At 70.1% G+C, this 26,657-nt stretch carries 24 protein-coding genes; 9 read left to right on the forward strand and 15 right to left on the reverse strand.

The genetic code is table 11. The features are described from left to right. Window positions 1–28 precede the first annotated feature (28 nt). Window positions 29–1,381, reverse strand: a complete 1,353-nt coding sequence (locus tag AC07Q9_RS25475) for an alpha/beta hydrolase family protein (protein WP_495312213.1) — start codon at window positions 1,379–1,381, stop codon at window positions 29–31. Further along, the gene (locus tag AC07Q9_RS25480) at window positions 1,378–4,155 is read right to left on the reverse strand and encodes a tannase/feruloyl esterase family alpha/beta hydrolase (protein ID WP_495312214.1); all 2,778 of its coding nucleotides are present in this window, start codon (window positions 4,153–4,155) and stop codon (window positions 1,378–1,380) included. The genes AC07Q9_RS25475 and AC07Q9_RS25480 overlap by 4 nt, the downstream gene beginning before the upstream one ends. A gap of 119 nt (window positions 4,156–4,274) precedes the next feature. Here AC07Q9_RS25480 and AC07Q9_RS25485 point away from each other — a divergent pair, with 119 nt between their 5' ends. Together AC07Q9_RS25485 and AC07Q9_RS25490 are read left to right on the forward strand one after the other, a co-directional pair. Next, window positions 4,275–5,201 (forward strand): LysR family transcriptional regulator, encoded by a 927-nt coding sequence (locus AC07Q9_RS25485; protein WP_495312215.1) that lies wholly within the window; start codon window positions 4,275–4,277, stop codon window positions 5,199–5,201. Next, window positions 5,198–6,190, forward strand: a complete 993-nt coding sequence (locus tag AC07Q9_RS25490) for a Bug family tripartite tricarboxylate transporter substrate binding protein (RefSeq protein WP_495312216.1) — start codon at window positions 5,198–5,200, stop codon at window positions 6,188–6,190. Before AC07Q9_RS25485 ends, AC07Q9_RS25490 begins: the two co-directional genes overlap by 4 nt. 3 nt (window positions 6,191–6,193) lie before the next feature. On the opposite strand, the gene AC07Q9_RS25495 is transcribed toward AC07Q9_RS25490, so the two are convergent. After that, a complete protein-coding gene (locus tag AC07Q9_RS25495; protein ID WP_492738858.1) occupies window positions 6,194–6,754 on the reverse strand; it encodes a putative glycolipid-binding domain-containing protein in 561 nt (186 codons plus the stop codon). 63 nt (window positions 6,755–6,817) lie between these two features. Here AC07Q9_RS25495 and AC07Q9_RS25500 point away from each other — a divergent pair, with 63 nt between their 5' ends. Continuing rightward, window positions 6,818–7,435 (forward strand): YiiX family permuted papain-like enzyme, encoded by a 618-nt coding sequence (locus AC07Q9_RS25500; RefSeq protein WP_495312217.1) that lies wholly within the window; start codon window positions 6,818–6,820, stop codon window positions 7,433–7,435. Between the two features lie 7 nt (window positions 7,436–7,442). Here AC07Q9_RS25500 and AC07Q9_RS25505 read toward each other — a convergent pair whose 3' ends face one another. After that, window positions 7,443–7,721, reverse strand: a complete 279-nt coding sequence (locus AC07Q9_RS25505; protein WP_099795479.1) for a contact-dependent growth inhibition system immunity protein — start codon at window positions 7,719–7,721, stop codon at window positions 7,443–7,445. 235 nt (window positions 7,722–7,956) lie between these two features. Here AC07Q9_RS25505 and AC07Q9_RS25510 point away from each other — a divergent pair, with 235 nt between their 5' ends. Continuing rightward, window positions 7,957–9,141, forward strand: coding sequence for a Y-family DNA polymerase (locus AC07Q9_RS25510; protein ID WP_495312261.1), 1,185 nt, complete (start codon window positions 7,957–7,959; stop codon window positions 9,139–9,141). A 6-nt stretch (window positions 9,142–9,147) separates the two neighbouring features. Beyond that, window positions 9,148–9,831 (forward strand): TIGR02117 family protein, encoded by a 684-nt coding sequence (locus tag AC07Q9_RS25515; protein ID WP_495312218.1) that lies wholly within the window; start codon window positions 9,148–9,150, stop codon window positions 9,829–9,831. Between the two features lie 6 nt (window positions 9,832–9,837). Here the strand turns inward: AC07Q9_RS25515 and AC07Q9_RS25520 are convergent, their stop codons facing one another. Both AC07Q9_RS25520 and AC07Q9_RS25525 read right to left on the reverse strand, forming a co-directional pair. Then, window positions 9,838–10,893, reverse strand: a complete 1,056-nt coding sequence (locus tag AC07Q9_RS25520; protein ID WP_495312219.1) for a purine-nucleoside phosphorylase — start codon at window positions 10,891–10,893, stop codon at window positions 9,838–9,840. An 81-nt stretch (window positions 10,894–10,974) separates the two neighbouring features. Then, window positions 10,975–11,658, reverse strand: a complete 684-nt coding sequence (locus tag AC07Q9_RS25525; protein ID WP_495312220.1) for a hypothetical protein — start codon at window positions 11,656–11,658, stop codon at window positions 10,975–10,977. Between the two features lie 255 nt (window positions 11,659–11,913). On the opposite strand from AC07Q9_RS25525, the gene AC07Q9_RS25530 reads away from it, so the two are divergent. Beyond that, window positions 11,914–12,381 (forward strand): nuclear transport factor 2 family protein, encoded by a 468-nt coding sequence (locus tag AC07Q9_RS25530; protein WP_495312221.1) that lies wholly within the window; start codon window positions 11,914–11,916, stop codon window positions 12,379–12,381. Here AC07Q9_RS25530 and AC07Q9_RS25535 read toward each other — a convergent pair. Genes AC07Q9_RS25535 through AC07Q9_RS25545 form a run of 3 tightly spaced genes read right to left on the reverse strand, consistent with a single transcriptional unit; the run spans window position 12,344 to window position 17,217 of the window. After that, the gene (locus tag AC07Q9_RS25535) at window positions 12,344–13,843 is read right to left on the reverse strand and encodes a class I adenylate-forming enzyme family protein (RefSeq protein WP_495312222.1); all 1,500 of its coding nucleotides are present in this window, start codon (window positions 13,841–13,843) and stop codon (window positions 12,344–12,346) included. The two genes, AC07Q9_RS25530 and AC07Q9_RS25535, sit on opposite strands and share 38 nt — an antisense overlap. Window positions 13,844–13,846: 3 nt before the next feature. Further along, the gene (locus AC07Q9_RS25540) at window positions 13,847–14,836 is read right to left on the reverse strand and encodes a Bug family tripartite tricarboxylate transporter substrate binding protein (RefSeq protein ID WP_495312223.1); all 990 of its coding nucleotides are present in this window, start codon (window positions 14,834–14,836) and stop codon (window positions 13,847–13,849) included. Window positions 14,837–14,880: 44 nt separating this feature from the next. Next, the gene (locus tag AC07Q9_RS25545; RefSeq protein ID WP_495312224.1) at window positions 14,881–17,217 is read right to left on the reverse strand and encodes an acyl-CoA dehydrogenase family protein; all 2,337 of its coding nucleotides are present in this window, start codon (window positions 17,215–17,217) and stop codon (window positions 14,881–14,883) included. A 144-nt stretch (window positions 17,218–17,361) separates the two neighbouring features. On the opposite strand from AC07Q9_RS25545, the gene AC07Q9_RS25550 reads away from it, so the two are divergent. Genes AC07Q9_RS25550 through AC07Q9_RS25560 form a run of 3 tightly spaced genes read left to right on the forward strand, consistent with a single transcriptional unit; the run spans window position 17,362 to window position 20,682 of the window. Further along, the gene (locus AC07Q9_RS25550) at window positions 17,362–18,144 is read left to right on the forward strand and encodes a citryl-CoA lyase (protein ID WP_495312225.1); all 783 of its coding nucleotides are present in this window, start codon (window positions 17,362–17,364) and stop codon (window positions 18,142–18,144) included. 5 nt (window positions 18,145–18,149) lie between these two features. Next, the gene (locus tag AC07Q9_RS25555) at window positions 18,150–19,310 is read left to right on the forward strand and encodes an acyl-CoA dehydrogenase family protein (protein WP_495312226.1); all 1,161 of its coding nucleotides are present in this window, start codon (window positions 18,150–18,152) and stop codon (window positions 19,308–19,310) included. A 10-nt stretch (window positions 19,311–19,320) separates the two neighbouring features. Next, window positions 19,321–20,682, forward strand: coding sequence for an MmgE/PrpD family protein (locus tag AC07Q9_RS25560; RefSeq protein WP_495312227.1), 1,362 nt, complete (start codon window positions 19,321–19,323; stop codon window positions 20,680–20,682). A 6-nt stretch (window positions 20,683–20,688) separates the two neighbouring features. Here AC07Q9_RS25560 and AC07Q9_RS25565 read toward each other — a convergent pair whose 3' ends face one another. The 6 genes from AC07Q9_RS25565 to AC07Q9_RS25590 all read right to left on the reverse strand — a co-directional run bounded on the left by AC07Q9_RS25565 (window position 20,689) and on the right by AC07Q9_RS25590 (window position 26,547). After that, complete coding sequence (locus AC07Q9_RS25565; RefSeq protein WP_495312228.1) at window positions 20,689–21,399, reverse strand: arylmalonate decarboxylase; 711 nt, start codon at window positions 21,397–21,399, stop codon at window positions 20,689–20,691. A 1-nt stretch (window position 21,400) separates the two neighbouring features. Continuing rightward, window positions 21,401–22,408, reverse strand: coding sequence for a Bug family tripartite tricarboxylate transporter substrate binding protein (locus AC07Q9_RS25570; RefSeq protein WP_070062162.1), 1,008 nt, complete (start codon window positions 22,406–22,408; stop codon window positions 21,401–21,403). Between the two features lie 76 nt (window positions 22,409–22,484). After that, the gene (locus AC07Q9_RS25575; RefSeq protein WP_062479787.1) at window positions 22,485–23,639 is read right to left on the reverse strand and encodes a mandelate racemase/muconate lactonizing enzyme family protein; all 1,155 of its coding nucleotides are present in this window, start codon (window positions 23,637–23,639) and stop codon (window positions 22,485–22,487) included. A 115-nt stretch (window positions 23,640–23,754) separates the two neighbouring features. Next, the gene (locus tag AC07Q9_RS25580) at window positions 23,755–24,642 is read right to left on the reverse strand and encodes a LysR family transcriptional regulator (protein WP_159273125.1); all 888 of its coding nucleotides are present in this window, start codon (window positions 24,640–24,642) and stop codon (window positions 23,755–23,757) included. Between the two features lie 13 nt (window positions 24,643–24,655). Continuing rightward, entirely contained in the window at window positions 24,656–25,546 is an 891-nt protein-coding gene (locus AC07Q9_RS25585; RefSeq protein WP_495312229.1) for a LysR family transcriptional regulator, read from the reverse strand. 95 nt (window positions 25,547–25,641) lie between these two features. Beyond that, complete coding sequence (locus tag AC07Q9_RS25590) at window positions 25,642–26,547, reverse strand: SDR family NAD(P)-dependent oxidoreductase (RefSeq protein WP_495312230.1); 906 nt, start codon at window positions 26,545–26,547, stop codon at window positions 25,642–25,644. Window positions 26,548–26,657: the final 110 nt, after the last annotated feature.

Below are 26,657 nucleotides of genomic sequence, written 5' to 3' on the forward strand. Positions count from 1 at the left end.
AGGTCTCCGTCAAGGTCAAAAAGAAGAATCAGGGCGCGCGCGAAGGCACGCGGCTTTCGAGCGTCGGGGGTTGCCATTCGGGCTGGATGTGGCAGCCGTTCTTGCCGTCGGTGTCGTAGCGCGGCATGAGCGACGCGCAACGTTGGGCGAGGCTCTGGGGCGCGGGCTTCTCGCCCTTGTCGATCCAGTCGAGCAATGCGCCGAAGAGCGCGGGGTATTCCGAATCGCTGAGGTAGCTGTGCTCGCGCTCGGCGCTGAAGCTCTGCACCAGATGGCCGCCCGTGCCGGCCGCGTCGCGGATGCGGCGGTAGGCGTTCTCGAGCTCGACAAATGCGGTCGGGTCGTCGATGGCATGCAGGCCCACGGTGGGCAGCGAGGTGCGGCCCGTGGGCTGGCTGTCGGCCGCGAGCGCACCTTGCGCCTGCGGGTCGGCCGCGTAGCGCAGCACGCCGGCATTGAGCGCCGCATCGTCGCTCGAGCCGCTGTAGACCACGCCGATGTTGCCGAAGGGGTTGCGGCCCTTCAGGCGCTGCTGCACGAGGTCCTGGAACAGCCAGGTCGCCCAGTTGAGGTGGCCGACGAGCGAGCGCTCGGGGATCTTCACGACCGACAGGATCGTCTTCAGCCGCGCCGCTTGCTCGGGCGTGCGCTGCGAGGCGGGCGTGCCGACGCCGGTGCAGTCCTTGACGCGCGCGGCGAGGTCCGCGCGCGTGAGCTTCGCGTCCATCGGCAGGCCCATCCACAACGGGTACTGCGGCTCGTCGGGCTTGGGATGGTTGCGGCAGACGTACTGATACACCACGCGCAGGTCGAGCCGGAAGTCATAGGCGCTGTTGCCGCCGCCGAGCACGCCGCTGGTGAGCAGCAGGCCGTCGTAGGGCGACTTCGCATCGCCCACCGGCGCATAGAGTTCGGCCGCCTTCGCCGCCACGCCCGCGCCGTAGCTCTGCCCATGCAGCAGCGTGCGCTGGGGCGTGCCGAAGTGGCGCACGACGATCTGGCGCAGCCGCTCGGTGTCTTGCGCCGCCATCGTCACGCCGTAGCCGCCGCGCCGGTAGGTGGAGCCGGCCCAGGCATAGCCGGCCTTCACGGTGACGGCCCAGCGCTTGAGGTCTTCCTCGCTGCGCGCGAGCTTGGGCGCGCCGGTCTCGGGGCCGCCGTGCGCGTGCATCACGAGCACGCCGCGCTGCCAGTCTTTGGGAATGGCGATCCAGTAGAACGACCCCGCACCGTCTTCACCGGTGTAGCAGCGCGCGGTCTCGGGCACGGGCGACGGGCAGGCCGTGGGCTTCGGCGCGATGGCGGGGGCCGCGTGCGCGGACAGCAGCGGCGCGGCACCCAGCCAAGCGACGGCGGCAAGTTGCGAGAGGTATTTTTTCAATGGCGTACTCCGAGGTCCAGCGTCGCGTTCCCCCCATCGGTGGTGACGAAGGCCACGACGCCGCTGTTGAAGATGAGGTGGCCCGGACGGCCGGCACCGGCCTGCGCCACGCCAAGCACCGGCGTGTCGTAGCCCAGCGTGGTGGCCGCGCCGCCGAGGTTGAAGGCCGTGCCGACCACGGTGGTCTCGCGGGTCTCGCCCTTCACGCTGGCCATGGCGTAGCTGCCGTCGGCCGCGCCGGACATGAGGGTCTGCTGCACGGCGAGCAGACGCAGGCCCGGCTGGATGACGGTGGCCGCGCCGCTGCTGGTGTCGGTCGCCGGCACGGCGGTGGCCACGCGGCGCAGGTACAGCGGCGTCGACACGCCGTTGACCAGCCCGATCACCACCGAACCGGTGAGCGTGCCGCCCTCGGTCTCGGCGGTGCCGCTCGACGAGGTCGAGGTCGTGTACATGTCGAAGGCGCCGCGCGCCGTGCTGTAGCTGAGGTAGCCCTTCTCGGTGTTCTTGCAGGTCTGGTCGTAGGTCATGAAGCTGTTCGACGCCGGGCTGCGGCAGAACTGGAAGGTGCCCGCATTGCGCAGCCGCCCCGCCGACGAGAACGCCGCCGTGGTGCCCGCGCCGAGCTGTTCCACGCCGGCCGCATTGAAGATCAGCGACACCGAGCGGAAGTCCGTCGACGGCGACACGTTCTGGAAGGTGTTCTGGAACGCCACCAGCGGCGAGAAGCCGCTGCCGCTCGGCGGGTTCACGCCGCCCAGCAGCACGCCGCCGGCCCCGAAGCTGAACACCGCCCCGCTCTCGCCGCTCGCATAGCTGCAGCTGCCCTGCGACACGAGCGAGCCGCTGCGCTGCGTGCCGACCCGCGTGGGTGCGTGGCTCGCATCGATGGTCACGGTGTAGGCCATGGTGGCCGGGTCGATCTGCACCTGCAGTTCCTCGCCGAAGCTGTTGCCGCCTTTGTAGCGCGTTGCGCTCGCCGGCAGGTTGGGGCAGGCCAGCGGGTCGCCGACTTCGGTCACGCAGCTGTAGTTGACGGCCGCATCAAGGCTGCCGCTGCCGCGGTACTTGGGCCACGACGGAAACTGGCACAGCGGGCGCGTGCGGCCGTAGCTGCCGGGCACGGCGTCCACAGCCACAGGGGTGGCGGGCGCGAGGCCGGCCTCGACCCAGCCTTCGAGCGCCGCGAGCGAGTCCCAGTTGGGAATGAAGCTGCCGGTGCCGTGGCCCATGCCGGGCACGGTGTAGAAGCGCACGTTCTGCGTGACCGCGGCCTGGCCCAGCGTGGCGACGAGCTGCCGGTAGTAGTCGATGGTCGAGTTGGGGCTGATCACCTCGTCGGCCAGGCCGTGCAGCATGATCAGCTTGCCGCCGCGCGCGAAGAAGGGTGCAAGGTTCGGGTCGGTCGCGTCGGTGAGCTTCGACACCTCGGCCACGCGCGCCGCGTACACGCCGGGGTTCTGCGGATCGAAGGTGAGCGTGTTGAAACCGGCATCGCGCGTGACGAAGAACTTCACCCACTGGTCGCCCGTGACATACATGTTGGCGTCGGCCGAGGTGGCGGGGTTGCCCGGCGCCTTGCGCGTGCCGAGATCGCGCGTGGTGTACGGGCCGGCCACCAGTGCGCCTTCGAGGAGGTTGTAGCCGCCAGCGCGCTTCACGCCGTTGGCCAGCGCGTACGTCGTGAATTCGAGCGGCGATTCGATGGCGTGCACCGTGTCGATCTGCGCGTCCGACAGGCAGGTGTCGGCCGTGTCCGCGCCGTTGGGGCAGCGCAGCGACGCAAGGATCTGCGTGTTCAGCTGGCGGCAGCTCTCCACATTGCTCACGATGTTGTCGATGGCGCCGTCGAGCTTGTCGCAGGCCTGCATCGCGGCCTTCTGCACCAGCAGCGTCTCCGTCAGGTTGAGCCAGCCCTTGCCGCCGTCGTTGTACAGCGCGCGGCCCACCGCCACGTTCGACAGCCGCGTGCCGGTGTAGTTGAGCGCGGGCTCGTTGGCGATCACGCCGTCGTAGTCCTGCGGCCAGCGCTGGATGTAGCTCAGCGCGTCGCGCCCGCCGGTCGAAGTGCCGAGGAAGTAGGCGTGCCTGGGCTTGGCCGCATAGCGCGCAAACACCAGCGCCTGCGCCACGTCGCGCGTCTTCTTGAGCGACTGGCCGCCGTAGTTGGCCAGCTGCTCGTCGTTGGCCGCGAACTTGCCGTCGGTGATGCTGCTCGACTGGTGGCCCGAGTCGTCGCCGTAGGTGGCGTAGCCCAGCGCCAGCGGAGCGGGCTTGCCGGCGGGGCCGAAGCGGATGACCTCGGTGCCGTCGATGAGCACGCCGTCGAAGCCGCCGCCGCCGAAGTGGATGGTCTTCTGGTTCCACTGCTCGGGCAGGTTGACCGCGAAGTGGATGAGCTGCGAGGCCGGGTCCACCGGCGCGATGGTGCCGCGCACGCGGCAGTGGTCGCCCAGCGTGTTGCCCGCGTCGCCGGCCGCCACGGGCGTGGCGCTGGTGACGGTGGCGCCCTGCGTGGGCAGGCTGATGAGCGCGGCAGGCAGGCTTTTGCCGGCCAGGTCGGCGCAGGCCACGACGGGCAGCACGGGCGGGGGCACTGTGCCGGGCGGCTCCTCGGCCGGCGGGGTGTTGCCGCTGGCGGGCGGCGGGGTCGGCAGGAAGAAGCCGGGGCTTCCTCCTCCCCCGCTGCCGCCACCGCAGGCGGCCATGACCAACGACGCGCCGATCAGCGCAACGACGACACGAAACTTCGAGGCGGGGCGCGGTGTGCGCATGGATTTGTCTCCGGCATGCAGCCTCGGCGGGCGGCTTGTTTGAAGGGGCGGCCGGACGATAGATTCCGTGTGACCTAGGGTCAAATAAAATAACAAGGCCTATTCAATACAAAAAACATATGGACATACGCGCCCTGAGGTACTTCGTGGCCGTGGCCGGCACCGGCCACATGACGCGCGCCGCCGAGCAGTTGGGCATCCAGCAGCCGCCGCTGAGCCTGCAGATCAAGGCGCTGGAGCGCGAGCTGGGCGTGCTGCTGTTCAAGCGCCATCCGCGCGGCGTGGCGCTCACCGACGCCGGCCGGCTGTTCCAGGCCGAGGCGCTGCGCATGCTGCAGGACATGGAGGCCATGAAGCAGCGCATGGCGCGCGTGGCCCAGGGCCAGACCGGCACGCTCGCGGTCGGCTTCACCAGCTCGGCCGCCGCGCACCACTTCATGCCCGAGGCACTGCGCGCCTTCCGCCGCGCGCACCCCGGCGTGGAGCTGCAGCTGCGCGAGGACAACGCCGCCGAGCTCACCGAGGCGCTGGCCGCGGGCCGGTTGCACTGCGGCCTGCTGCGCGTGCCGGTGGCGCGGCCCGAGGGGCTGGTGTTCGAGACGCTGCTGCGCGAGCCCGTGTGGGTCGCGATGCCGAGCGATCACCGCTTCGCGCCACCTGCAAACGGCAAGAAGCCCGCGAAGCCGCTGCCACTGTCGAAACTGTGCGAAGAGGGCATCATCCTCGTGCGCCGCCCGGGCGCGCCCGGCCTCTATGCCGAGCTGCTCGCGCTGTGCCACGCGCAGGGCCTGCGCCCGCGCGTGGTGGCCGAAGTCGATCGCATGATGACCAACCTGAACCTCGTGGCCGCGGGCGTCGGCCTGTCGGTGGTGCCGACCTCGATGACCGGCGTGCACGCGCACGCCATCGCCTACACGCGGCTGGCCGACGGCGGCCAGCTCGACGCACCGCTCACGCTGGTGTCGCGCGCCGACGAAGACAACCTGCCGGCGCGGCACTTCGCGGCGCTGCTGCGTGGGCTGGCCGAGGGGAAGCCCGTCGCATGACCCTGCCGCTGCCGCGCCGCCACTTCCTGCAACGCGTCGGGCTCGCTGCCGTGTGCGCATGGCCGCACCTGTCGCAGGCCGCCTCGTCGCCCTGGCCCAGCCGCCCCGTGCGCCTGATCGTGGTCTACCCGCCGGGCGGCGTGAGCGACGGCATGGCGCGCGCGCTGGCCGAGCCGCTGGCGCAGTCGCTGGGCGTGCCGGTGCTCATCGAACACCGCGCCGGTGCGGGCGGCAGCCTGGGGATGGACGCACTCGCACGCGCCACGCCCGACGGCCACACGCTGGCCTTTTCGGCCATCAGCCCGCTCACCCTGCACCCGCTGCTCGCGCGCGCGCCCTACGACCCGCTGCGCGCCTTCGTGCCCGTGGCCAGCGTCATGCGCACACCGGTGCTGGTCGTGGGCACGCCGGCCTTCGCGGGCCGCGGCTTTGCGGAGTTGATCGCGCTGGCGCGCCGCCAGCCCGGCGCGGTGCGCTGGGCCACCTCGGGCGTGGCCACCGTCGGCCACATGGTGCTCGCGCAGGTGCGCCTGCAAAGCCGCACCGACATCACCCACATCCCCTACCAGGGCGGCGGCCCGCAGCTCAACGACGCGCTGGGCGGACAGTTCGAGGTGCTGTCGACCAACGTCGCGGCGCAGCAGCTACAGTACATCGAGAGCGGCCGGCTGCAGGCGCTGGCAGTCGGTGCACCCGCGCGCATCGAGGCACTGCCCGCCGTGCCCACGCTCGCGGAGTTGGGCTACGAGAAGGCGAACCGCGATTCGCTCTTCGGCATCTTCGCGCCGGCGCGCACGCCGACGGCGGTGGTGCAGCGCCTCAACGCCGAGATCAACCGCCTGCTGCAAGGCGACCCGCTGCGCGCGCGCCTGCGCGAGGCCTACAACCTGCCGGCCGGCGGGAGCATCGAGGACTTCGCGCAGGAGATTGCGGCAGACCGGCGGCGCAACCGCGCGCTGGTGGCGGGGGCGCGGGCGCAGTTCGACTGACGGTCAGCCTTGTGCGGCCCACAGCCGCGGATAGTCGCTCACGAACCCGTCCGCCGTGACGCCCAGCACCTCCGCGTAATCGAAGCGCTTGGCCTCGTACGCGTACGTGCTGTCGCTGCGCCGCTCATAGCGCTGCATCAGCTCGCTGAGCCCGCCGTCTTCGATGTCGACCCAGGCCGCCGGCGCATCGGCGCTTTCGCCGGGCGCGAGGTTCAGTCGGCGCAGTTGCAGCAGGTTGGTGGCGGGCGTGAAGCCCAGGTCGAGGTCGACGCAGTGCGACATGTCGGACACCGCTTCGTCGTTGAGCTTCCAGTGGCCGCGCGCGTCGCGCGTGATCGACAGGTCGATGGCCGACTCGCCGAGCCAGCCGCGCACCGTGCCCCATTGCGTGTGCCAGAGCAGGTCGCAGCGCACGCGGTAGTGCAGTTGCGCGATGCGCCCGCCTTCGGTGCGGAACACCGCGGCGCCGTCGAGCTGCCAGGCCGAGGCGTTGCGTTCGAGACGACAGGCATCGTGGCCCGGTGCATCGAGCCTGCGCCAGAGGATGGAGGCGACGGTTTGCATATGGCGCGGATCATGGCACCGGCATGCCGCGGGGCGCAAGCGGCATCCCGCAAAATGCCCTGCATGTCGAAAGCCCTTTATCCGTTGCTGTCTGCCCTTCTTGCCCTTCTGACAGCCGGCGCCGGCCATGCGGCCACCGCCTTGAAAGACGGCGACATCATCTTCCACACCTCGCGCTCGGCGCAGAGCCTGGCCGTGCAGCGCGCCACCGGCTCGCGCTACAGCCACATGGGCGTCGTGCTGCTGCGGGAGGGCAAACCCTACGTGTTCGAGGCCGTCTCGACGGTGCGCTACACGCCGCTGGCGCAATGGACCGCGCGCGGCAACGGCGGCCACTACGTGGTGAAGCGGCTGCGCGACGCCGACACGCGGCTCACACCCGGCGCCGTCGCGCGCCTGCATGCGCGCACCTCGGACTTCGCGGGCCGCCCGTACGACCTGACCTTCGAATGGTCGGATTCACGCATCTACTGCTCGGAACTGGTGTGGAAGCTCTACGACCGCGCGCTGGGCGTGCGCATCGGCGAGCTGCAGAAGATCCGCAGCTTCAACCTTTCCGACCCGGCCGTGCACGCCAAGATGCGCGAGCGCTATGGCGACACCGTGCCGATGGACGAGCCGGTGATCTCGCCGGTGGCGATGTTCGACTCGCCACTCTTGGTGACGGTCGAATCGCGCTGACGATCTGCTACTGCACAGCGGCCCGCACGCTGTCGAGAAACTGTTTCGCCGACGTGCCGAAATCTTCAGGCACGTAGCCGCGCGAGAAGTCGCGCGCGAACGCCGCCTCCAGGTCGTCGTGCGAGCCGATGTAATCGGCAATCTCGGCACGCAGCGCGGCCAGTTCGGCCTCGGTGCTCGATTCGCGGTACGAGGCCATGATCTCGGCGCCGGTGTCGCCGAAAAGAAGGTCGGCGTCCTGGCCGAAATAGACCGTGGTGAGGTGGTCGATCAGTTCGAAGCGCATCGTGGGTCGTGAGGAAAAAAGTGTCGGGCCGGCTGGCCGTTGTCCATCTGCATCCGGCGCGTTGCGCGTGCCGATGCACCCTCGTCGTCCCTCTCGGGGGACTGAATTTCCGCCGCATTCTTGCACGCGACACGGGCGCGGGCGAACATGCGGCGAGAGCGAGACAATCGTCACCGTGAGTTCCCAGCCCGCGCCGCCCCCGGCCCCTCCGATCCGCCGCATTGCCCACCTCGACATGGACGCGTTCTACGCGTCCGTCGAGTTGCTGCGCTACCCGCAGCTCAAGGGGCTGCCGGTGGTCATCGGCGGCGGCCGGCGCCGCGTCGACGAGGCGATCCGCGAACTGCCCGAGGGCGCCACGCTGGCCGACATTCCGATCGAGGCCTTTCCGCGCCTGAAGGACTACACGGGGCGCGGCGTGATCACCACCGCCACCTACCCCGCGCGGCAGTTCGGCATCGGTTCGGCCATGGGGCTCATGAAGGCCGCCAAGCTGTGCCCGCAGGCGCTGATCCTGCCGGTCGATTTCGACGAGTACCGGCGCTTCTCGCGCACCTTCAAGCAGGTGATCCTGGAGGTCGCGCCGCTCATGGAAGACCGCGGCGTGGACGAGGTGTACATCGACTTCACCGACGTGCCCGGCGGCCAGCGCGACGGCGGGCGCTCGCTGGCGCGGCTGATCCAGAAGGCCATCTTCGACGCCACGGGCCTGACCTGCTCGATCGGCGTGGCGCCCAACAAGCTCATCGCAAAAATGGCCAGCGAGTTCGAGAAGCCCAACGGCATCTCGGTGGTCTACGAGCACGACCTCGAAACCCGCATCTGGCCCCTGCCCTGCCGCAAGGTGAACGGCATCGGCCCGAAGGCCGACGAAAAACTCAAGCGCTTCGGCATCGAGACCGTGGGCCAGCTGGCGGCGCGCGAGCGCGGCTGGCTCATCGACACCTTCGGCAAGGCCACCGGTGCGTGGATGCACGAGGTGGCCTGGGGCCGCGACAACCGCCCCGTGGTGACCGAGAGCGAGCCCGTGTCGATGAGCCGCGAGACCACCTTCGAGCGCGACCTGCACGCGGTGCGCGACCGCGCCGAGCTGGGCGCGATCTTCACCCACCTGTGCGAGAAGCTGGCCGAAGACCTGCAGCGCAAGGGCTACGTGGGCAAGACCATCGGCATCAAGCTGCGCTACGACGACTTCAAGATCGCCACGCGCGACCAGACCATCGACCGCTTCACCGACGACGGCAAGACCATCCGTCAGGTCGGCGGCCAGTGCTTGAAGCGCGTGCCGCTGGAACGGCCGCTGCGCCTCCTGGGCGTGCGCGTGGGCGCGCTGGCCAAGGCCGGAAGCCCCGAGGCGCTGGCACCCGCTGGCAACGCCCGCAGCGCGGCGCCGGTGGCGACCACGGCCTCGCTCTTCTGACCCCCCATGATCCGACGCTGGCTGCGACGCATCGCCTTCACCCTGCTGGGGCTGCTGCTGGCCATCGCGCTGTATGTCGCCGTGGCCTGCGCGCTGGTCTTCCTGCCGGCCAACGCGAAACCGCCGGCCGGGCCTGCGACCGTCGAGGCCTGGGTGCTGAGCAACGGCGTGCACACCGACCTGGTGTTTCCGGTCCGCTCGGCCACCGTCGACTGGTTGCAGCTCTTTCCGCCGTCCGACTTCAAGGCGCCGCCGCCCGATGCCGAGTTCGTCGCCATCGGCTGGGGCGACCGCGAGTTCTACCTGCACACGCCGACCTGGGGCGACCTGACGGCCGCGCGCGCCTTCGGGGCGCTGTCGGGCGGCAACCGCTCGCTGCTGCACGTGACCTACCTGCAGCGCGCGCAGCTGCGACGCGGGGCGTACAAGTTGCCGCTCACGCAGGCGCAGTACGCGCAGCTCGTGGCCCATGTGCGCGCCACGCTGCCTTCAGGCCGCGCGGTGCCGATCGCGGGCGCGCACTACGCGAACGACGATGCCTTCTATGAAGCCCAGGGCAGCTACCACCTGTTCGAGACCTGCAATACCTGGACCGGCCGCGGCCTGCGCCAGGCAGGCGTCACGGTGAGTCGCTGGACGCCCTTCGACTTCAACGTGACGTGGCATCTGCAGCCGGTGCTGCATCCCTGACGATCTTCAGGGTTTGGGCACGCCCACCGACCACGTGGGCCAGTTCTTCACGATGTGATCGACCACGCGCGTGCCCACCAGCGCGATGTTCTCCACCGTCTCGGCAAAGCCGCCCGCCGTCTCGCCCGGTGCCGGGTCCAGGTGCTGCAGCGTGCTTTCCTTCGGGTTGCCCTGGTCGAAGTTGACCGCGCCGCGCAGGCTCATCACGCGGTCGGTGCCGTGGGTGCGCTGGATCACGAGGGTGATGGCGGCGGCCTCCATTTCGGTGATCACGTAGTCGTCGGCGCCGTAGAGCTTGGCGATGTACTGCGCCTGCTTCGACATGCCGGGGCCGTGGAAGAAGGTGTCGCCCGTCATGTGCGTGCCGGTGCCCACGAAGGGGGCGCGGCGCGCGGCGGCATCGGGATAGCGCAGGCGGTACTTGCGGGCCGATTCCGAATCCTTGAGCGGCGTGTCGGCCGACAGCTTCATGGCCCAGCCGACGAGGTCGGGGTTGAGCTTGAAGCGGCGGTACTCCTCGTAGCCCTTGCGCGGCATGAAGGTGGGTTCGCCGGGCTTGTTCTCTTCGGGCGCCCAGCGGTGGCCGAGGTCGTAGTCGACCAGCCAGGTGGCCCAGCTCACCTCGCCGATGGTGCCGCGCTGGGGCGGCGTGCCGGCCACGCCGGAGATCACGTAGTAGGCCTGCGAAAAATCAAGCTGCGGGTTCAGCAGGATGGCCTGCATCGACGACGACGAATTGACCTTGCCCATGCCCAGCACCGCGCCGCACACGCCGTCGGTGTTGCAGTACACGGGCTGCAGCGCGCCGGGCACGGCCATCGGCTTGGCGCCCTTCCAGTAGCGCTCGTACCAGTGCTGGAACTCGCCGGCGCGGTCGCCGGTGTTCTGGCCGATCTCGAACATGGCGGCGACGAACACCTTCACCTTGACGGGCGGCACCGCGGCCGTGGCCGACGGTGCGCGCGGGTCGGTGGAGGCGCAGGCCGTGGCCAGCAGCGCGACGGCGCCGAGCGACAGCCAGCGGCCGCAGGAAGAGGCGCGGGAGAGAGAAGACAGCGTCATGGGGAAACTCGCGAAAGAGGAGAAAAAGAAAAAAGGAAGCTCAGGCTTCGGTGCCAGCAACCATCGTGCCCGCCAGCCCATTCACCCCGCAGGGGCCGCCAGCGCGAAGCGCACGCTGTCGGGCGCGATGGCCACGGCGTAGCCCATGTCTTCGGCCAGGTTCTGCAGCGCGACGGCATCGATGGCCAGCGCGCGCGGCGCGCGGTGTGCATCGAGCACGGCGGACGCACCGCCCGCCTCGCGCGGCCCCGCGCTCAGGCGCAGCCCGTCGGTACCGTCGGCTTCGATGCGGATGGCGCCGGCCTCGGCCACGCCGTCGTGCAGGTAGCCCAGTGCGCCGAGGACCAGGTAGCGCTGCGCGGCAGCGTTGGGCCGGCGCGGTTCGTCTTCCTGCGGTGCGAGCGCGTCGTCGACCTCGAGCGCCACGCCGTGCAGGTCGAAGGCCGAGCGCATCAGCGTCATGCATTGCGCCACCAGCGCGCCGCGCGTGATGCCGTCGTCGGTGGTAGCCAGTTCCCAGTCGCGCAGCGAGCGGATCGCCCCCACCAGCTCGGAGACCTGGTTGTCGATGAGGTTCACCCGCTCTTCGCAGGCGGCGGGGTCGACGGGGTCGGTCGCCACCTGGCGCTTGAGCATCAGCACCGCCATGCGGATCACCGAGACCGGCGCCGTCATGTCGTGCCGAAGGGCCGGCAAGGCCCGCGTGAGCAGCTCGTGCCGCACGCCGGCCGCAATCCAGCTGCGGGCGCTGGGTGCGGCCTTCATGCCCGCCCGCCCGCGAAGGGAGTTGCCGGGTGGACACAGCAGGCGGTGCGGGAAACGAAGGAAGGCACGGTCACGGCGGACTTTCTGGATCGAACGGGAGAAGAGGCCCCCAAGTATCGGCCCCGGCCTCGGCCGCCGCGTGTAGGAGGCAGCCTACGTCCGCACGGCGCCAGATGGAAAGGTCCGGAAGCAGCGGGCCGGCGCCACGCCGCGCACCTATCGTCGCCGCTCCTTCACTTCATCCCCGCACACCCCATGACCCCCGAGCAGAACAAGCGCGCCGTCGTCGACGCCTGGAAGGCCTTCGCCAGCCGCGACCCGCAGCGCGTGCGCGCCGCCTTCACCGACGACGCCGAATGGCTTGCGCCCAAGGACAACGCCACCGGCGTGGCCCTGGGCTTCACCGACCACATGATCGGGCCGGACACGATCGTGCGCTTCCTGGTCGAGGAGTTTCCGAAGCTGTTCGTGGCCGACGTGTCGGTGGACTTCACCCACCTGCTCTGCGAAGGCGACACCGTGGTGCTGGAGATGCGCCTGCAGGCCACGCTCGCCAACGGCCGGCACTACGACAACGACTACTGCTTCATCCTCGCGCTGCGCGAAGGCCGCATCGCCCGCATGCGCGAGTACATGGACACGCAGAAGGGCCGCCGCAGCGTCATCGGCGACCTGCCCTCTGACCTCAGGGCCGCCGGGCCCGTGCCTGCAGTTCCCGCTTGAGCAGCTTGCCGTTGGCGGTGGTCGGCATCGCGTCGATCACCTCGATGCGCGCCGGCCGCTTGTAGGGCGACAGGTGCTCGGCCAGGTGGGCGCGCAGCGCCGCCTCGTCGAGCACGGCGCCCGGGTTCAGCTCGACGAAGGCGACGATCTGCTCGTTGCCGTCGGCCTCGGGCACCCCGACCACGGCGCACAGGTGCACGCCCGCGAAGCGGCCGATCACCGCCTCGACCTCGGCCGGGTACACGTTGAAGCCCGAGCGGATGATCATTTCCTTCAGCCGCCCCACCACGAACAGCGCGCCGTCGGCGTCGAAGCGGCCGAGGTCGCCGGTGGCGTACCAGCCGCCCGGGCGCATCACCAGCGCGGTGGCGAGCGCGTCGCGGAAGTAGCCCAGCATCAGGCCCGGGCCGCGCAGCCAGATCTCGCCGGTGTCGCCGATGGCGGCTTCGGTGCCCTCGGGCGTGACGATGCGCCCTTCGCCACCCTCGACCACATAGCCGGCCGAGGTGTCGGCGCGCGGCGCCTCGGTGCGCGTGAGGAACACCGAGCCCGCGTACTCCGACAGGCCGTAGCCGTAGTGCAGCGGCTGGCCGAACAGCCGCTCCACGCGCTGCTTGAGCGCCGGGTCGAGCGGCGCCGAGCCCGTGTACACGTAGCGCAGCTGCGGAAAGCGCACCGCCAATTGCTGCGCCTCGATGTGCGCCAGCAGCCGCGCGTACATGGTCGGCGGCCCGAGCAGGTTCGACACCTGCCCGTGCGCCAGCGCCTCGAGCATGTCGGCCGGCGAGAAGCTGGCGCGCAGCACCAGCGCGGCCCCGCCCGTGAGCGCGGCCATCAGCACGGTACCGATGCCGAAGATGTGGGTCATGGGCAGGAAGGCGTAGACGCGGTCGCGCGTGTCGAGCGCGCGCACCGCCGCCGACACGCGGCCGAAGTGCAGCAGCCCGCGGTGCGACACCATCACGCCCTTGGGCGTGCCCGAGGTGCCCGAGGTGAAGATGATCGCGGCGGCATCGGCCAGCGCCGCATCGGGCTCGGGGCGGGCGTCGGCGCGCGCGGCGGTGAACATCACGCCGGGCAGCGTGGCCGGCACGGCCGATGCGCGCTGCGCATGCGTGCGCGCCGCGTCGGAGGCATCGGTGGTGAAGCAACACAGGCGCGCGTCGGCGCGCTCGGCAATCGCCGCGATCTCGCCCGGCGACATGCGCGCGTTGACGCCGCACGACCACGCGCCCACGCGGCTGCAGGCCAGCAGCAGCGCGATGTGGGCGGCGCAGTTCTCGGCCACCAGCAGCACGCGGTCGGTCGACCGCACGCCGGCGGCGAGCAGGTCGTTCGCGGCGGTCTCGACCATGGCCTGCAGGGCGCCATAGGTGGTGGTGCCATCGGGTTCGTGGAGGAACACCGCGTCCGGCGTGCGGGCGGCGCGGTCTTCGAGCAGGTGATGAATGCGGGGCTGCATCGGCTATTCCGCCTCGATGCCCTTGGAGGCGCTCGCCCACAGCTTGCGGTCCGACACGCCCTTGGTCGCCAGCACTTCCGGCGCGCCCGTCCAGACCTCGTAGCCCTGCTCGCGCAGGCGGTGCGCGATGTCTTCGCGCGCCAGCATCTTCTGCGCCGCGGCGTTCACGCGCGCCACCAGCGCCGGGTCCATGCGCGCCGGGCCGTACAGGCCGAACCAGCCGCCCACGTCGTAGCCGGGCACGCCCGACTCGATCATGGTCGGCACGTCGGGCAGCATGCGGTTGCGCTGGCGCGAGGTGACGGCCAATGCGCGCAGCTTGCCCGACTGGATGAAGGGCCGCGAGGTGGCGATGATGTCGAACATCATCGGCACGGTGCCGGCCATCACGTCGGCCAGCGCCGGGGCGCTGCCCTTGTAGGGCACGTGCGTGAGCTGCACGCCGCTCATCTTCTCGAGCAGCGCGCCGCTCAGGTGGTTCGACGCACCCACGCCCGCCGAGCCGTAGAACAGCTTGCCGGGCTTGGCCTTGGCATAGGCCAGCAGCTCGCCCACGCTGCGCACCGGCAGGTCGTTGTTGACCACCAGCACGTTGGTGTAGTCGACCAGCGGCGCCAGCGGCGTGAGGTCCTTCATCGGGTCGAAGGGCATGCTGCGCTGCACGTTCGGGTTGATGGTGATGGTCGGGCTCGCGCCGAAGAACAGCATCGCGCCGTCGGGCGGTGCCTTGGCCACGGCATTGCCGCCGAGCGAACCGGCGGCGCCGGGCCGGTTGTCCACGATCACCTGCGTGCCCAGCTCCTGGCCCAGCGCGGGCGCGAGCAGGCGCGCGGCGCCGTCCACCGGCCCGCCGGCCGAATAGCCGACCACCAGCTTGATGAGCGGCGGCAGCGGCTGCTGCGCGAAGGCGCGGTGCGGCAGTGCGGCCAGCGCCGCGCCGCCCGCCAGCGCGGCCATGAGCTGGCGGCGCGAAAGAAAGTCGAGGGATTGCATGAGCGTTGTCTCCAGTTGTGTATGTCTTTGGCGGCTCACATCGCTCAGGCCGGCAGGTCGAGCACCTGTCGCGCGAGGATGTTGCGCTGGATCTCGTTCGTGCCGCCGTAGATCATGGCGGCGGTGGAGCCGATGAGCGGCGAGAGCACGTTGAAGCTCTGGCCGTCGAGCACCTGGTCGCCCGCGACCGCGCCCTGCTCTTCGCCGGCCTCGACCAGCAGCGCACCGATGCGGTGGTAGGTCTCGCTGGCCCAGATCTTCAGCAGCGACACCGACGCGGGCAGCGGCTTGCCCGCGCGCACGATGTCGGCGAAGCCCGTGTAGGCGGCCGACAGGTCGAGCACGTCGAGCCGCAGCGCCGCGAAGCGTTGTGCGAACACCGGGTCGGCGAACAAGCGCCGCGCCTGCCCGAGCCGCGCCAGCTGGCCCAGCGCGTACTGCGACTGCTTGGGGCTGCCCAGGAAGATGCGCTCGAAGCCCAGCAGCGCCTTCGCAATCGTCCAGCCGCCGTGCAGCCGGCCCACGAGCTGGTCGGCCGGCACGCGCACGTTGTCGAAGAAGACTTCGCAGAACTCGGGCTCGCCCGCCAACGTGTGGATCGGCCGCACCGTGACGCCCGGCGTGCGCAGGTCGCACAGCAGGAAGCTGATGCCTTCCTGCTTGCGCGCGCCCTTGTCGGTGCGCACGAGCATGAAGATGTGGTTGGCGTCCTGCGCGAGCGTGGTCCAGATCTTCTGGCCGTTGACGACGAAGTGATCGCCCTGCGCATCGCGCCCCGCCACCGCCTCGGTGCGCAGGCCAGCGAGGTCGGAGCCGGCATTGGGCTCCGAATAGCCCTGGCACCACACGTGCTCGCCGCTGAGGATGCGCGGCAGAAAGCGCTGCTGCTGTTCGGGCGTGCCGTGCTGGATCAGCAGCGGCCCGATCATCACGATGCCCTGGTCGGGCGCGCGCGCCACGCCGTGCTGCTCCAGCTCCTCGATCCACGCGATGAGCTTGTCGGCCGGCAGGCCCATGCCGCCGTGCGACTGCGGCCAGGCCGGCGCGATCCAGCCTTGCGCCGAGAGCGTGAGGTACCACTCGCGAATCTCGCTCCAGCGCGCGCGGTGCGACAGGTAGCGCAGGTGCGCCGGATAACGCTGCTGCAAAAAGCCGCGCACCATGCGGCGGAACTCGGCCTCGGACATGGCGGACCAGTCGGTGGTGCGCGCCAGGAACTCGCCGTTCCAAGCTGCAGCACTGCTCGCAGCGGCCTCGGCCTCGCCGGTCAGCGCGGCATGGCGACGCTGGTGCGCCGTGGCATTGCCCAGCCACGCCGACAGACACAGCACGCGCTTGTAGAAGAGGCTCAGGTCGCACTCCTGCGTATAGCCGATCGCCCCATGCAGCTGCACCGCCGCGCGCGACGCCTGCAGCGCGGCAGCAGTGCAACGCGCGTTGACGCGGCTGGCCTCGGCTTCGAGCCGGTCAGAAGGCAAGGTGCCGTCGCTTGCCAGCGCCAGCACTTCGTTCAGCGTGGCCTGCGCCACCTCGAGGTGGATGAACATGTCGACGCTGCGGTGCTGCAGCGCCTGGAAGCTGCCGATGGCCTTGCCGAACTGCGCGCGCGTGCGCAGGTAGGCCAGGGTCTGCGCCAGCATCGCCTGCCCCGCGCCGAGCAGCTCCGCGGCCTGCAAGATTTGTCCGGCCGCGAGCGCCTGGCGCAGCGCCTCCTGCGCGGCCGGCCCGCTGGCCAGCACGGCGTCGGCCGGCAGCACGACCTCTTCGAAGCGCAGGTTGGCTGCCTGGCTGCCATCGACCAGCGGCACGATCGTCTCGCTCACGCCGGCTGTGCCGCGCGGCACCCACAGCAGCACGGCATCGTCCTCGCCGCGCGCCGACACCAGCCAGCCGCTGGCGGCGGCGCCGGGCAGCACCATGAGCTTGTCGCCTTGCAGCAGCATGCCGCCCCCCTGACCCGCGCGCGCCTCGCAGCCGCAGGCCAGCGGCACGGCGCTGAGGTCGCCCGCGCTTTCCTGCCAGGCCAGCGCGGGCAGGCTGCGGCCCGCCACGAGTTCGGCCAGCAGGGCGCGCGCCGCGAGCGTGTCGAGCCGCGCCAGCAGCAGCGTGCTCAGGCCCGCCACGGCCAGCAGCGGCTCGGGCGCCGCGTGCTCGCCGGCCGCGCGCAGGATCTCGGCGGCGCCATCGAGCCCCAAGGCGAGACCGCCGGCCGCTTCGGGCGCCAGCATGCCGGGCCAGCCGAGCGCGGCGATCTCGCCCCAGCCTTCCGCCTCGTCGGCCTGCGGGTGTTCGGTGCGGGCGCGGCGTCGCGCGGTGGCGCCGCTGCGGGTGAAGTAGTCGAGCGCCGCTTCGCGCACGGCCAGGAGTGAGTCGGAATCCATCGCGCTGTCTGCCTTTTCTTTTCCGTTGCAATGACGAGTCGCAGCGTGCCCGAAGACCTCGCCGGCGGGCATTCGCGATTGCGGAAGGGAGGGTTTCGCAATCACTGAGCGCCTGCGGGCGCGTGCGGGGATAGATTTGCGGCCATGACAAAGATCAAGAAATCCCTGCACACCGACCTCGGCCACAGCACGCCCGACAAGATCACCGTGCGCGGGCGCGACCTGCCCTCGGAGATCCTCGGCCACCTCAACCTGGGCGACATGGCCTTCCTGGAGCTGACGGGCCGCATCCCGACGCCGCAGGAGTCCGTGACCTTCAACGCCATCGTCGTCACGCTGGTGGAGCACGGCGTGACGCCTAGCGCGCTGGCCGCGCGGCTCACCTACGCCGGCGCGCCCGAGGCCTTGCAGGCCGCCGTGGCCGCCGGCCTGTGCGGACTGGGCAGCGTGTTCGTGGGCAGCACCGAGGGCGCCGCGAAGATGCTGTACGAGGCCATTCCCTTCGGCGAGAAGCCGAACCGCCCGCTGGCCGACATGGCGAAGGACATCGTGGCCGACCACCGCGCGCGCAAGATCATCGTGCCGGGCCTGGGCCATCCGCTGCACAAGCCGATCGATCCGCGCACGCCGCGTCTGTTCCAGATCGCGGCGGAGAACGGCCTGTCGAGCCACTACGTCGCGCTGATGCAGGCCGTGCAGGAAGAGGCCGAGCGCGTATCGGGCAAGTCGCTGCCGATCAACGCCACGGGCGCCATCGGCGCGATTGCGGCCGAGTTCGGCTTTCCGTGGAAGATCATCCGCGGCTTCGGCGTGATGGCGCGCGCCATCGGCCTGGTGGGCCACATCCTCGAGGAGATCGACGACCCGATGGCCATCGAGATCTGGCAACGCGTCGAAAAGGAAGCGGGCGGCCCCCGCCAGGACTGAACACGATGATCGCTACCGACAACCGTTTCCCCGACATCCGCGACGCGGTGCGCGACCTGTGCGCGCAGTTTCCCAACGAGTACTTCCGCAAGGTCGACGAGGCGCGCGCCTACCCCGCCGATTTCGTCGACGCACTCACGAAGGCCGGCTGGATGGCCGCGCTGATCCCGCAGGAATACGGCGGCTCGGGCCTGGGCCTGACCGAAGCCTCGGTGATCATGGAAGAGATCAACCGCTGCGGCGGCAACTCGGGCGCCTGCCACGGCCAGATGTACAACATGGGCACGCTGCTGCGCCACGGCAGCGAGGCGCAGAAGCGCCAGTACCTGCCGAAGATCGCCAGCGGCGAGCTGCGCCTGCAGTCGATGGGCGTGACCGAGCCGACCACGGGCACCGACACCACGAAGATCAAGACCACCGCCGTGAAGAAGGGCGACCGCTATGTGGTCAACGGACAGAAGGTGTGGATCTCGCGCATCCAGCATTCGGACCTGATGATTTTGCTGGCGCGCACCACGCCGCTGGCGGACGTGAAGAAGAAGTCGGAAGGCATGTCGATCTTCATCGTCGACCTGCGCGAAGCCATCGGCAAAGGCATGACGGTGCGCCCCATCCTCAACATGGTGAACCACGAGACCAACGAGCTGTTCTTCGAGAACCTCGAGATCCCGGCCGAGAACCTCATCGGCGAGGAAGGCCAGGGCTTCAAGTACATCCTCGACGGCCTGAACGCCGAGCGCACGCTGATTGCGGCCGAGTGCATCGGCGACGGCTACTGGTTCATCGACAAGGTCACGGCCTACACGAAGGACCGCGTGGTGTTCGGCCGCCCCATCGGCCAGAACCAGGGCGTGCAGTTCCCGATTGCCGAAGCCTTCATCGAGACCGAGGCCGCCAACCTGATGCGCTACGAGGCCTGCCGCCTGTTCGACGCGCGCCAGCCCTGCGGCGCACAGGCCAACATGGCGAAGTACCTCGCGGCCAAGGCGAGCTGGGAGGCGGCCAACGCCTGCCTGCAGTTCCACGGCGGCTTCGGCTTTGCATGCGAATACGACATCGAACGCAAGTTCCGCGAGACGCGGCTGTACCAGGTGGCGCCGATCTCGACCAACCTCATCCTGAGCTACGTCGCCGAACACATGCTCGGCCTGCCTCGTTCGTTCTGAAGGACTGCACATGAACGCCATCGACCACCCCAGCAAGGTGCTCGCGACCTTCGCGGCCGACCTGAAGTTCGCCGACATTCCCGCGCCCGTGCTGCGCCGCACCGAAGACCTGATGCTCGACTGGCTCGGCTCCGTGCTCGCGGCCCGCACGGCGCGGCCGATACGCAGCATCGAGCGCTTCGCGCAGATGATGGGCCCCGCTGAAGGGCCGAGCGAAATCCTCACCTCGCGGCGCACCAGCTCCCCGCTGTTCGCGGCGATGGTGAACGCGGCGGCCTCGCACTACGTGGAGCAGGACGACGTGCACAACGGCTCGGTGTTCCACCCGGCCGCCGTGGTCATCGCACCCGCACTGGCGGTGGCACAGAGCCTCGGTGCCAGCGGCGCGCAGCTGCTGACGGCCGTGGTCGCGGGCTACGAGGTGGGCATCCGCGTCGGCGAATTCCTGGGCCGGTCGCACTACCGCACCTTCCACACCACGGCGACGGCGGGCACGCTCGCGGCAGCCGCGGCGGTGGGTCGCCTGTTGGAGCTGTCGCCGCAGCAGATGCTGCATGCCTTCGGCTCGGCCGGCACGCAGTCGGCCGGCGTGTGGGAGTTCCTGCGCGATGCCGCCGACTCAAAGCAGCTGCACTGCGCGCACGCGGCGGCCAGCGGGTTGATGTCGGCCTACCTCGCGCAGGACGGCTTCACGGGCGCGGCGAAGATCCTGGAAGGCGCGCAGGGGCTGGGCGTGGGCATGTCGAGCGACGCCGATCCGGCCAAGCTCACCGACGGCCTGGGCACGCGCTGGACGCTGGCCGAGACCTCGTTCAAGTACCACGCCTCCTGCCGCCACACGCACCCGGCCGCCGACGCGCTGCTGCAGGTGATGGAACAGAACCAACTCAAGCCGGCCGACGTTTCCCAAGTAACGACCCATGTGCACCAGGGCGCCATCGACGTGCTGGGCCGCGTGACGGTGCCGGCCACGGTGCACCAGGGCAAGTTCTCGATGGGCACGGTGCTGGGCCTCATCGCCGTGCACGGCCGCGCGGGCCTGGGCGAGTTCGACCGCGACTTTCTCTCGCCCGAGGTCTCGGCCTTCCGCGAGAAGGTGACGATGGCGCTGGACGACGAGGTCGACACCGCCTACCCCGCGCGCTGGATCGGAAAGGTCAGCGTGCACACCGCCGACGGCCGCACATTGGCCGGCCGCGTCGACGAGCCCAAGGGCGACCCCGGCAACAGCCTGAGCCGCGCCGAGATCGAGGACAAGATGCAGCGCCTGGCGCACTACGGCGAAGGCGCGACGGCCGACGAAGCGAAGGCGCTGTGCGAACGCGTCTGGCAGCTGGCCGGCACGGCCCGCGTGGGGCGCTGGCTCGGCTGAGGCCGGTCAGACGAACAGCAGTCCCTGCCCCGGCGAGCGCGCATCGAGCCCCGCGGTGCGCACGAGGTCCCAGAAGCCCGCGGGCGAGCTGGACACCACGGGCACCCGCAGGCGCGCCTCGACCTCGCGCACGGCATCGAGCGTGACGAGGCCGCCGCAGGAGATGAGGAGGCCGTCGGCACCGGGCTGGTCTTCGAACACCTTCAGGCACAGGTCGACCAGCACCTTGGTCGACACCTGGCCCACGGCCTGCACGTCGGAGATGGCCAGGCCTTCGAGCGCCAGCGGTTCGAAGTCGCTCTGTTCGAGGTAGGTGCGCAGCTGCGTGTTGACCTCGTCGATGTAGGCCGTGGCGACGGCCACGCGCCGCACCTTCAGGTGACGCAGGCCCGCAAGGATCGCGTCGCTCATCGTCGTGCAGGGCAGGCCCGTGGCCTGTTCCATCTCGCGCTTCAGCTGGCGGGTGAAGGCGACGCCGCGAAAGAAGCTCAGCGAGGTGCCCATGAGGGAGACGGCACTGGCGCCCTCCGCCTTGAGTTCCAGCGCCTTGCCGATGACCGAGTCGATCACCTCGGTGTAGCCGCGCGTGGAGATTTCGCCGAGGCCCAGGCCTTTGGCGCTGAAGCGGATGCGGTCGCCGTAGAGCAGCGGGCCGTCGACCGGCACGGCGCCGGCTGCGGGCGGCACGATGAGGCCGAGATGGGGCTGTTGTGTCACCTCAGTTCCCCTCCGCCACGATGCGCTGGTCCGTGATGATGCGTTTCCATCGCGTCGTTTCTTCCGCCATGTCCTTGCCCAGCTGGGCCGGCGTGGCGTAGGCGCGCAGCGTGCCCTGCGCGGCGGCAGCCGTGCCCGTCTCGGGCATGTCGAGCACGGTCTTCACGGCGGCCGAGAGCTTGTCGACGACGTCGTTGGGCGTGCCCGCCGGTGCGAGCAGGAAGATGCGCGGTGCGACGTCGAAGCCTGGCAGCGCCTCGGCCAGCGGTGCGACGCTCTCGGCGCCTTCGAGCTTCGCGTTGTTCAGCAGCGCCAGGGCGCGCAGCTTGCCGGCCTTCGACTGCGCCATGGCGGCGGTGGCGCTCACCACGCCCAGCGGCACCTGGCCGCCGACCACGTCGGGCACGATCTGCGCCGCGCCCCGGTAGGGCACATGCACCACGAACGCGCCGGTGGATTGCTTGAGCATCTCGAAGCCCAGGTGCTGCACGGTGCCGACACCCGACGACGCATAGGAGTAACGCCCCGGGTGCGCCTTGAGTTCCTTGACGAGTTCGGCGGGTGTCTTCGCGGGAAAGTCGTTGCCCGCGACGATCATCAGCGGCGACACGAAGGCGCCGGCCACGGGCTTGAAGCTGGTCAGCGGATCGATGGCGATCTTCGGCTGCAGCAGCTTGGCGATGAGCAAGGCGCTGTCGCCCATCATCAGCGTGTAGCCGTCGGGCGGTGCCTTGGCGACGAGGTCGGCCGCGATGAGGCCGGTGGCGCCGGTGCGGTTTTCGACCAGCACCTGCTGGCCCAGCACGGCGGGCAGGCGCGCGCTGAGCATGCGCGCGACCGCGTCGACACCGCCGCCGGCCGAGTAGCCGACGACGATGCGGATGGGCTTGTCGGGAAACTTCTGCGCCCATGCGGCGGGTGCGGCGGCCAGCAGGCCGGCCAGGGCCAGGGCGGCCTGCAGGGCATGCCGGCGCGATGGCCGCATGGCGTCTGTTCTTCTGTCGTTCATCTTGTCTCCGTGGTGGTCGGGATGCGCCGGCCGTCTGCGCGGCCTGGTCGTGGTCGGAAGTGTCGTCGGGTGGCGCTCAGGCCTTGCCTTTCCCGTGCGAGGTCGGCAGCTTCGCGAGTTCGCGCACGCGCTCGGCGTTGGGCGTGAAGCCCAGCCCCGGCGCCTCGGGCAACGTGAGCCAGCCCTGGTCGGGCACGGGCAGGCCGTCGAAGATCTGCTTGAGCATCTGCACCGCGACGTAGTGGTACTCGACCAACCCGCCGTTGGACACGCCCGCGTGCAGGTGCATGTTGTGGAAGGGCCAGGCGCCGCCGTTGTCGATGGGCACGTTGAAGGCGGCGGCCATGCCCGCGATCTTCAGGCACTGCGAGTAGCCGCCCGAGATGGTCACGTTGGGCTGCAGCACGTCGGCCGCCTGGTTCACCAGCAGGTCGCGAAAGCGGAAGGCCAGGCCCTCGTTCTGCCCGCAGGCCAGCGGAATGCGCGTGCGCGCGCGCAGCTGGGCCATCTGGCGCACGTCGTTCTGCGTGAGCGGCTCCTCGAAGAAGCTGATGCCGTAGGGCTCGATGCGGTGCGCAAGTTCGGTGGCGTGGAACAGGTCGAGGCCGCAGTTGGCATCGACGTACAGCTTCACGTCGGGGCCCACGGCCTCGCGCACGGCGGCCACGCGGCGCACGTCTTCGGCAATGACCTCGTCGAGCGGGCGCGGCTCGTCGCGGCGCGCCAGCGCGTGGTTGCCGACAGTCATCTTCAGGCGCTGGAAGCCCTGCGACACCCACAGCCTGGCGGCGGCGGCGAGCTGGTCGCGCTCGAAGAAGCCGAAGCCGAAGGTGGCGTACACCGGCACCTTGGCGCGCGCGCCGCCGAACAGGCGCCACAGCGGCTGGCCCAGTGCCTTGCCCTTCAGGTCCCACAGCGCGATGTCGAGCGCGGCGATGGTGTGGCTGGCGTAGCCGGTCTGGCCGCGCGGCGAGAGCAGCCAGTAGAGCTTCTCCCACAGGCGCTCGGTGGCCATCGGGTCTTCGCCGATCAGCGCGGGGCCGGCCACTTCGCGCACGGCGGCGGCGATGATTTCTTCTTCGGTGATGGCCGTCATGCCGTGGCCGACGAGGCCGGTGTCGGTCTCGATCTCGGTGAGGCACAACGACAGCGAGGTCTGCTTGTTCAGGCCGACCACGTCGATGGTCACGGGGATGTTCAGCGGCGTGGCGCTGACGCGGATGATCTTCAAGGGTGTCTCCTTTGGTGTGCCCGCATCTTTGCGCGAGGGCCGCGGGAGAACAATTCGTTTTTGGCGAGTTCGAGCCTTCGCGCGACGCGAAGGCTCGCCGCCCGATGGCCTCAGATCAGTCGGGACGGCCGAGGTGTTCGAGCACCGAGCGCGCGGCGGCCGTGAGGTCCTGCTGGCGGCGCACGCACAGCAGGTGGCGGCGCAGCGCCCAGGGCGCATCGAGCTTGAGGCAGCGCAGCTTGAGGATCTGCAGCTGCGGCAGGATGGCCGCGTAGGGCAGCACGCCGATGCCCACACCCTGCTCCACCATGCGGCAGACCATGTCGAAGCTGCCCACCTGCATGCGCACCTTGAGCGGCACCTGGGCCTCGAGCGCGGCGGCCAGCAGCACGCGGTGCAGCGCCGTGCCTTCGCGCACCACGATATGGTCGTGGCGCAGCACCTCCTGCACATCGATGCGCTTGCGGCGCGCCAGCGGGTGGTCGCGCGCGACCACCACGGCCAGCTCGTCGGTGCGGTAGGGCAGGCATTCGAGGCCGTCGGCGGGCGTCTGCCCCTCAATCACGCCGATGTCGGCCAGGCCGGCCTGCACGGCCTTCACCACCTCGGTGCTGGCGCGCTCCTGCAGGTCGATCTTGAGCACCGGGTGCAGGCGCAGGAACGAGCCGATCTGCGCCGGCAGGAACTGCGCGATGGTCGAGGCGTTGGCCGTGATGCTGACCACGCCCGCCACGCCGTTCTGGAAGTCGTCGAGCTCGGCGCCCAGCCGGTCCATGGCCGAGAGCACGGCGCGCGCATGCAGGAGCAGCCCATGGCCGGCCGAGGTGAGCGTGACGCCGCGCGCATGCCGCACCAGCAGCGGCAGTCGCGCGCGTGCTTCGAGATCGGAGATGCGCTTGCTCGCAGCCGCGAGCGCGATGTGGCAGCGCTTGGCGCCTTCGCTGATGCTGCCGTGGTCGGACACGGCCACGAACAGGCGCAGCGATTTCAGGTCGGCGGACATGCGGGATGCGCCTTCAGGGCGCAACGAGGTGGTCGAAGAGCTCGCGCGCGGAAGCGGGTAGCTGTTCGCGGTTACGCGCGATGAGCTTGAGTTCGCGCTCGGCCCATGCATCGCTCAACGGAACCGTAGCGATCCGCATCGCCATCGACAGCCGCTGCGCCGACGACGACGGCAGCACGCCGACGCCCACGCCCGCTTCGATCATCAGGCAGATGGCCTCGAAGCTGCTCACCTGGATGCGCGGGTTGAAGCCGCGCCCCGCGAGTTCGGCGCGGCGCTGCAGGAAGCGATGGATGGCGCTGCCGTGGTGCAGGCCCACGTGCTGCTCGTCGAGCGTGTCGACAAAGGCCACCGAGGGCGCGCCCGCGAGGTGGTGCGTGGCCGGCACGACCAGCACGAGGTGATTGCGTCCGAAGGGGCGCGCATCGAACTCGCCGGTGTGCACGTCGCCCGCGAGGATGCCGATGTCGGCCTCGCCGTCGGCCACGGCGCGCACGATTTCTTCGCTCAGGTACTCGCGCAGGTCGACCTGCACGGCCGGGTGCTGCGTGAGAAAGCCCGCAAGTTTTTGCGGCAGGTACTCGGTGATCGAGGTGGTGTTGGCAAACACGCGCACATGGCCCTTGATGCCCTTGCCGAAGTCCTGCATGTCGCAGCGCAGGTGCTCCATCTGCTGCATCACGCGCTTGGCGTGGTACAGCACCGCCTGCCCCGCCGCCGTGAGGCTCACGCCCTGCGCGCTGCGGTGCAGCAGCTTGCCGCCCACCGCTTCTTCCATCTGCTTGATGCGCGTGGACGCGGCGGCCAGCGAGATGCAGGCCTTCTCGGCGCCGCGCGTGAGGCTGCGCGCGTCCGCCACGTAGACGAACAGTTTCAGGTCGAACAGGTCGAAGTGCAGGTTCACCGGGCGGGCACGAAGGAAGCGGGAGGAACGCGCATTGTCCGGCGAACGGCGTCGCCTGCAGCCGCTTGCGGGTTTGTCCTCATGCCCTCATGTCTTCAGACCGGGTCCCAGCTGAACACGTCGGCCGAGCGGTCCAGCGGGAAGAAACTGGCGCGCATCGCGGGCATGGCGTGCTCGGCGATGCTCTCGGGCGTCCAGCCTTCCGAGCGGTGGATGGAGCGCACCGGGCGCGGCTGGCTGATGAGCGAAATCTCGTTGTTGCGCACCGAGAAAATCTGGCCGTTCACGGCCGCCGCTGCATCGCTCGCCAGGTACACCGCGAGCGGCGCCACCTTGGCGGGCGTCATCTGCTTGATCTTGTCGACGCGGGCGCGCTGCTCGTCGGTGTCGGTGGGAATCGCGCCGATCATGCGGCTCCAGGCGAAGGGCGCGATGCAGTTGGAGCGCACGTTGAACTTCAGCATGTCCAGCGCGATGGACTTCGACAGCGCCGCGATGCCGAGCTTGGCCGCCGCGTAGTTGGCCTGGCCGAAGTTGCCGATCAGGCCCGAGGTGGAGGTCATGTGCACCAGCGCGCCCGAATTCTGTTCCTTGAAGTGCGTCGCGGCCGCGCGGCTCACGAAGTAGGCGCCGTACAGGTGCACCTTGATCACCGCGTCCCACTCGTCGACCGACATCTTGTGGAAGAACCGGTCGCGCAGGATGCCCGCGTTGTTCACCACCGCATCGATGCGCCCGAAGCTGTCGACTGCGCATTCCACGATGCGCCCCGCGCTCGCCGCGTCGGCCACGCTGTCGGTGTTGGGCACGGCCTGCCCGCCCGCCGCGCGGATCTCCTCGACCACCTGCTGCGCCGGCCCGGCACTGCCGCCGGCGCCGTCGAGCCCCGCACCGATGTCGTTGACCACCACCTTCGCGCCGTGCCGCGCCATCGCGAGCGCAATGTCGCGCCCGATGCCGCCGCCCGCGCCGGTGACGACGATCACTTTGCCTTCAACCATTTTGTCTCTGCTCCGGATGTTCGACCGCGGGTTCGCGGGATCGATTCCAGAATGCCACAGGGGGCGGGCTGCGGGTTCGGGAATTCCGAAGAGGGGCTTCGCCTGTGCCC

This window comes from Variovorax sp. GW821-FHT09A10 (assembly GCF_059418385.1).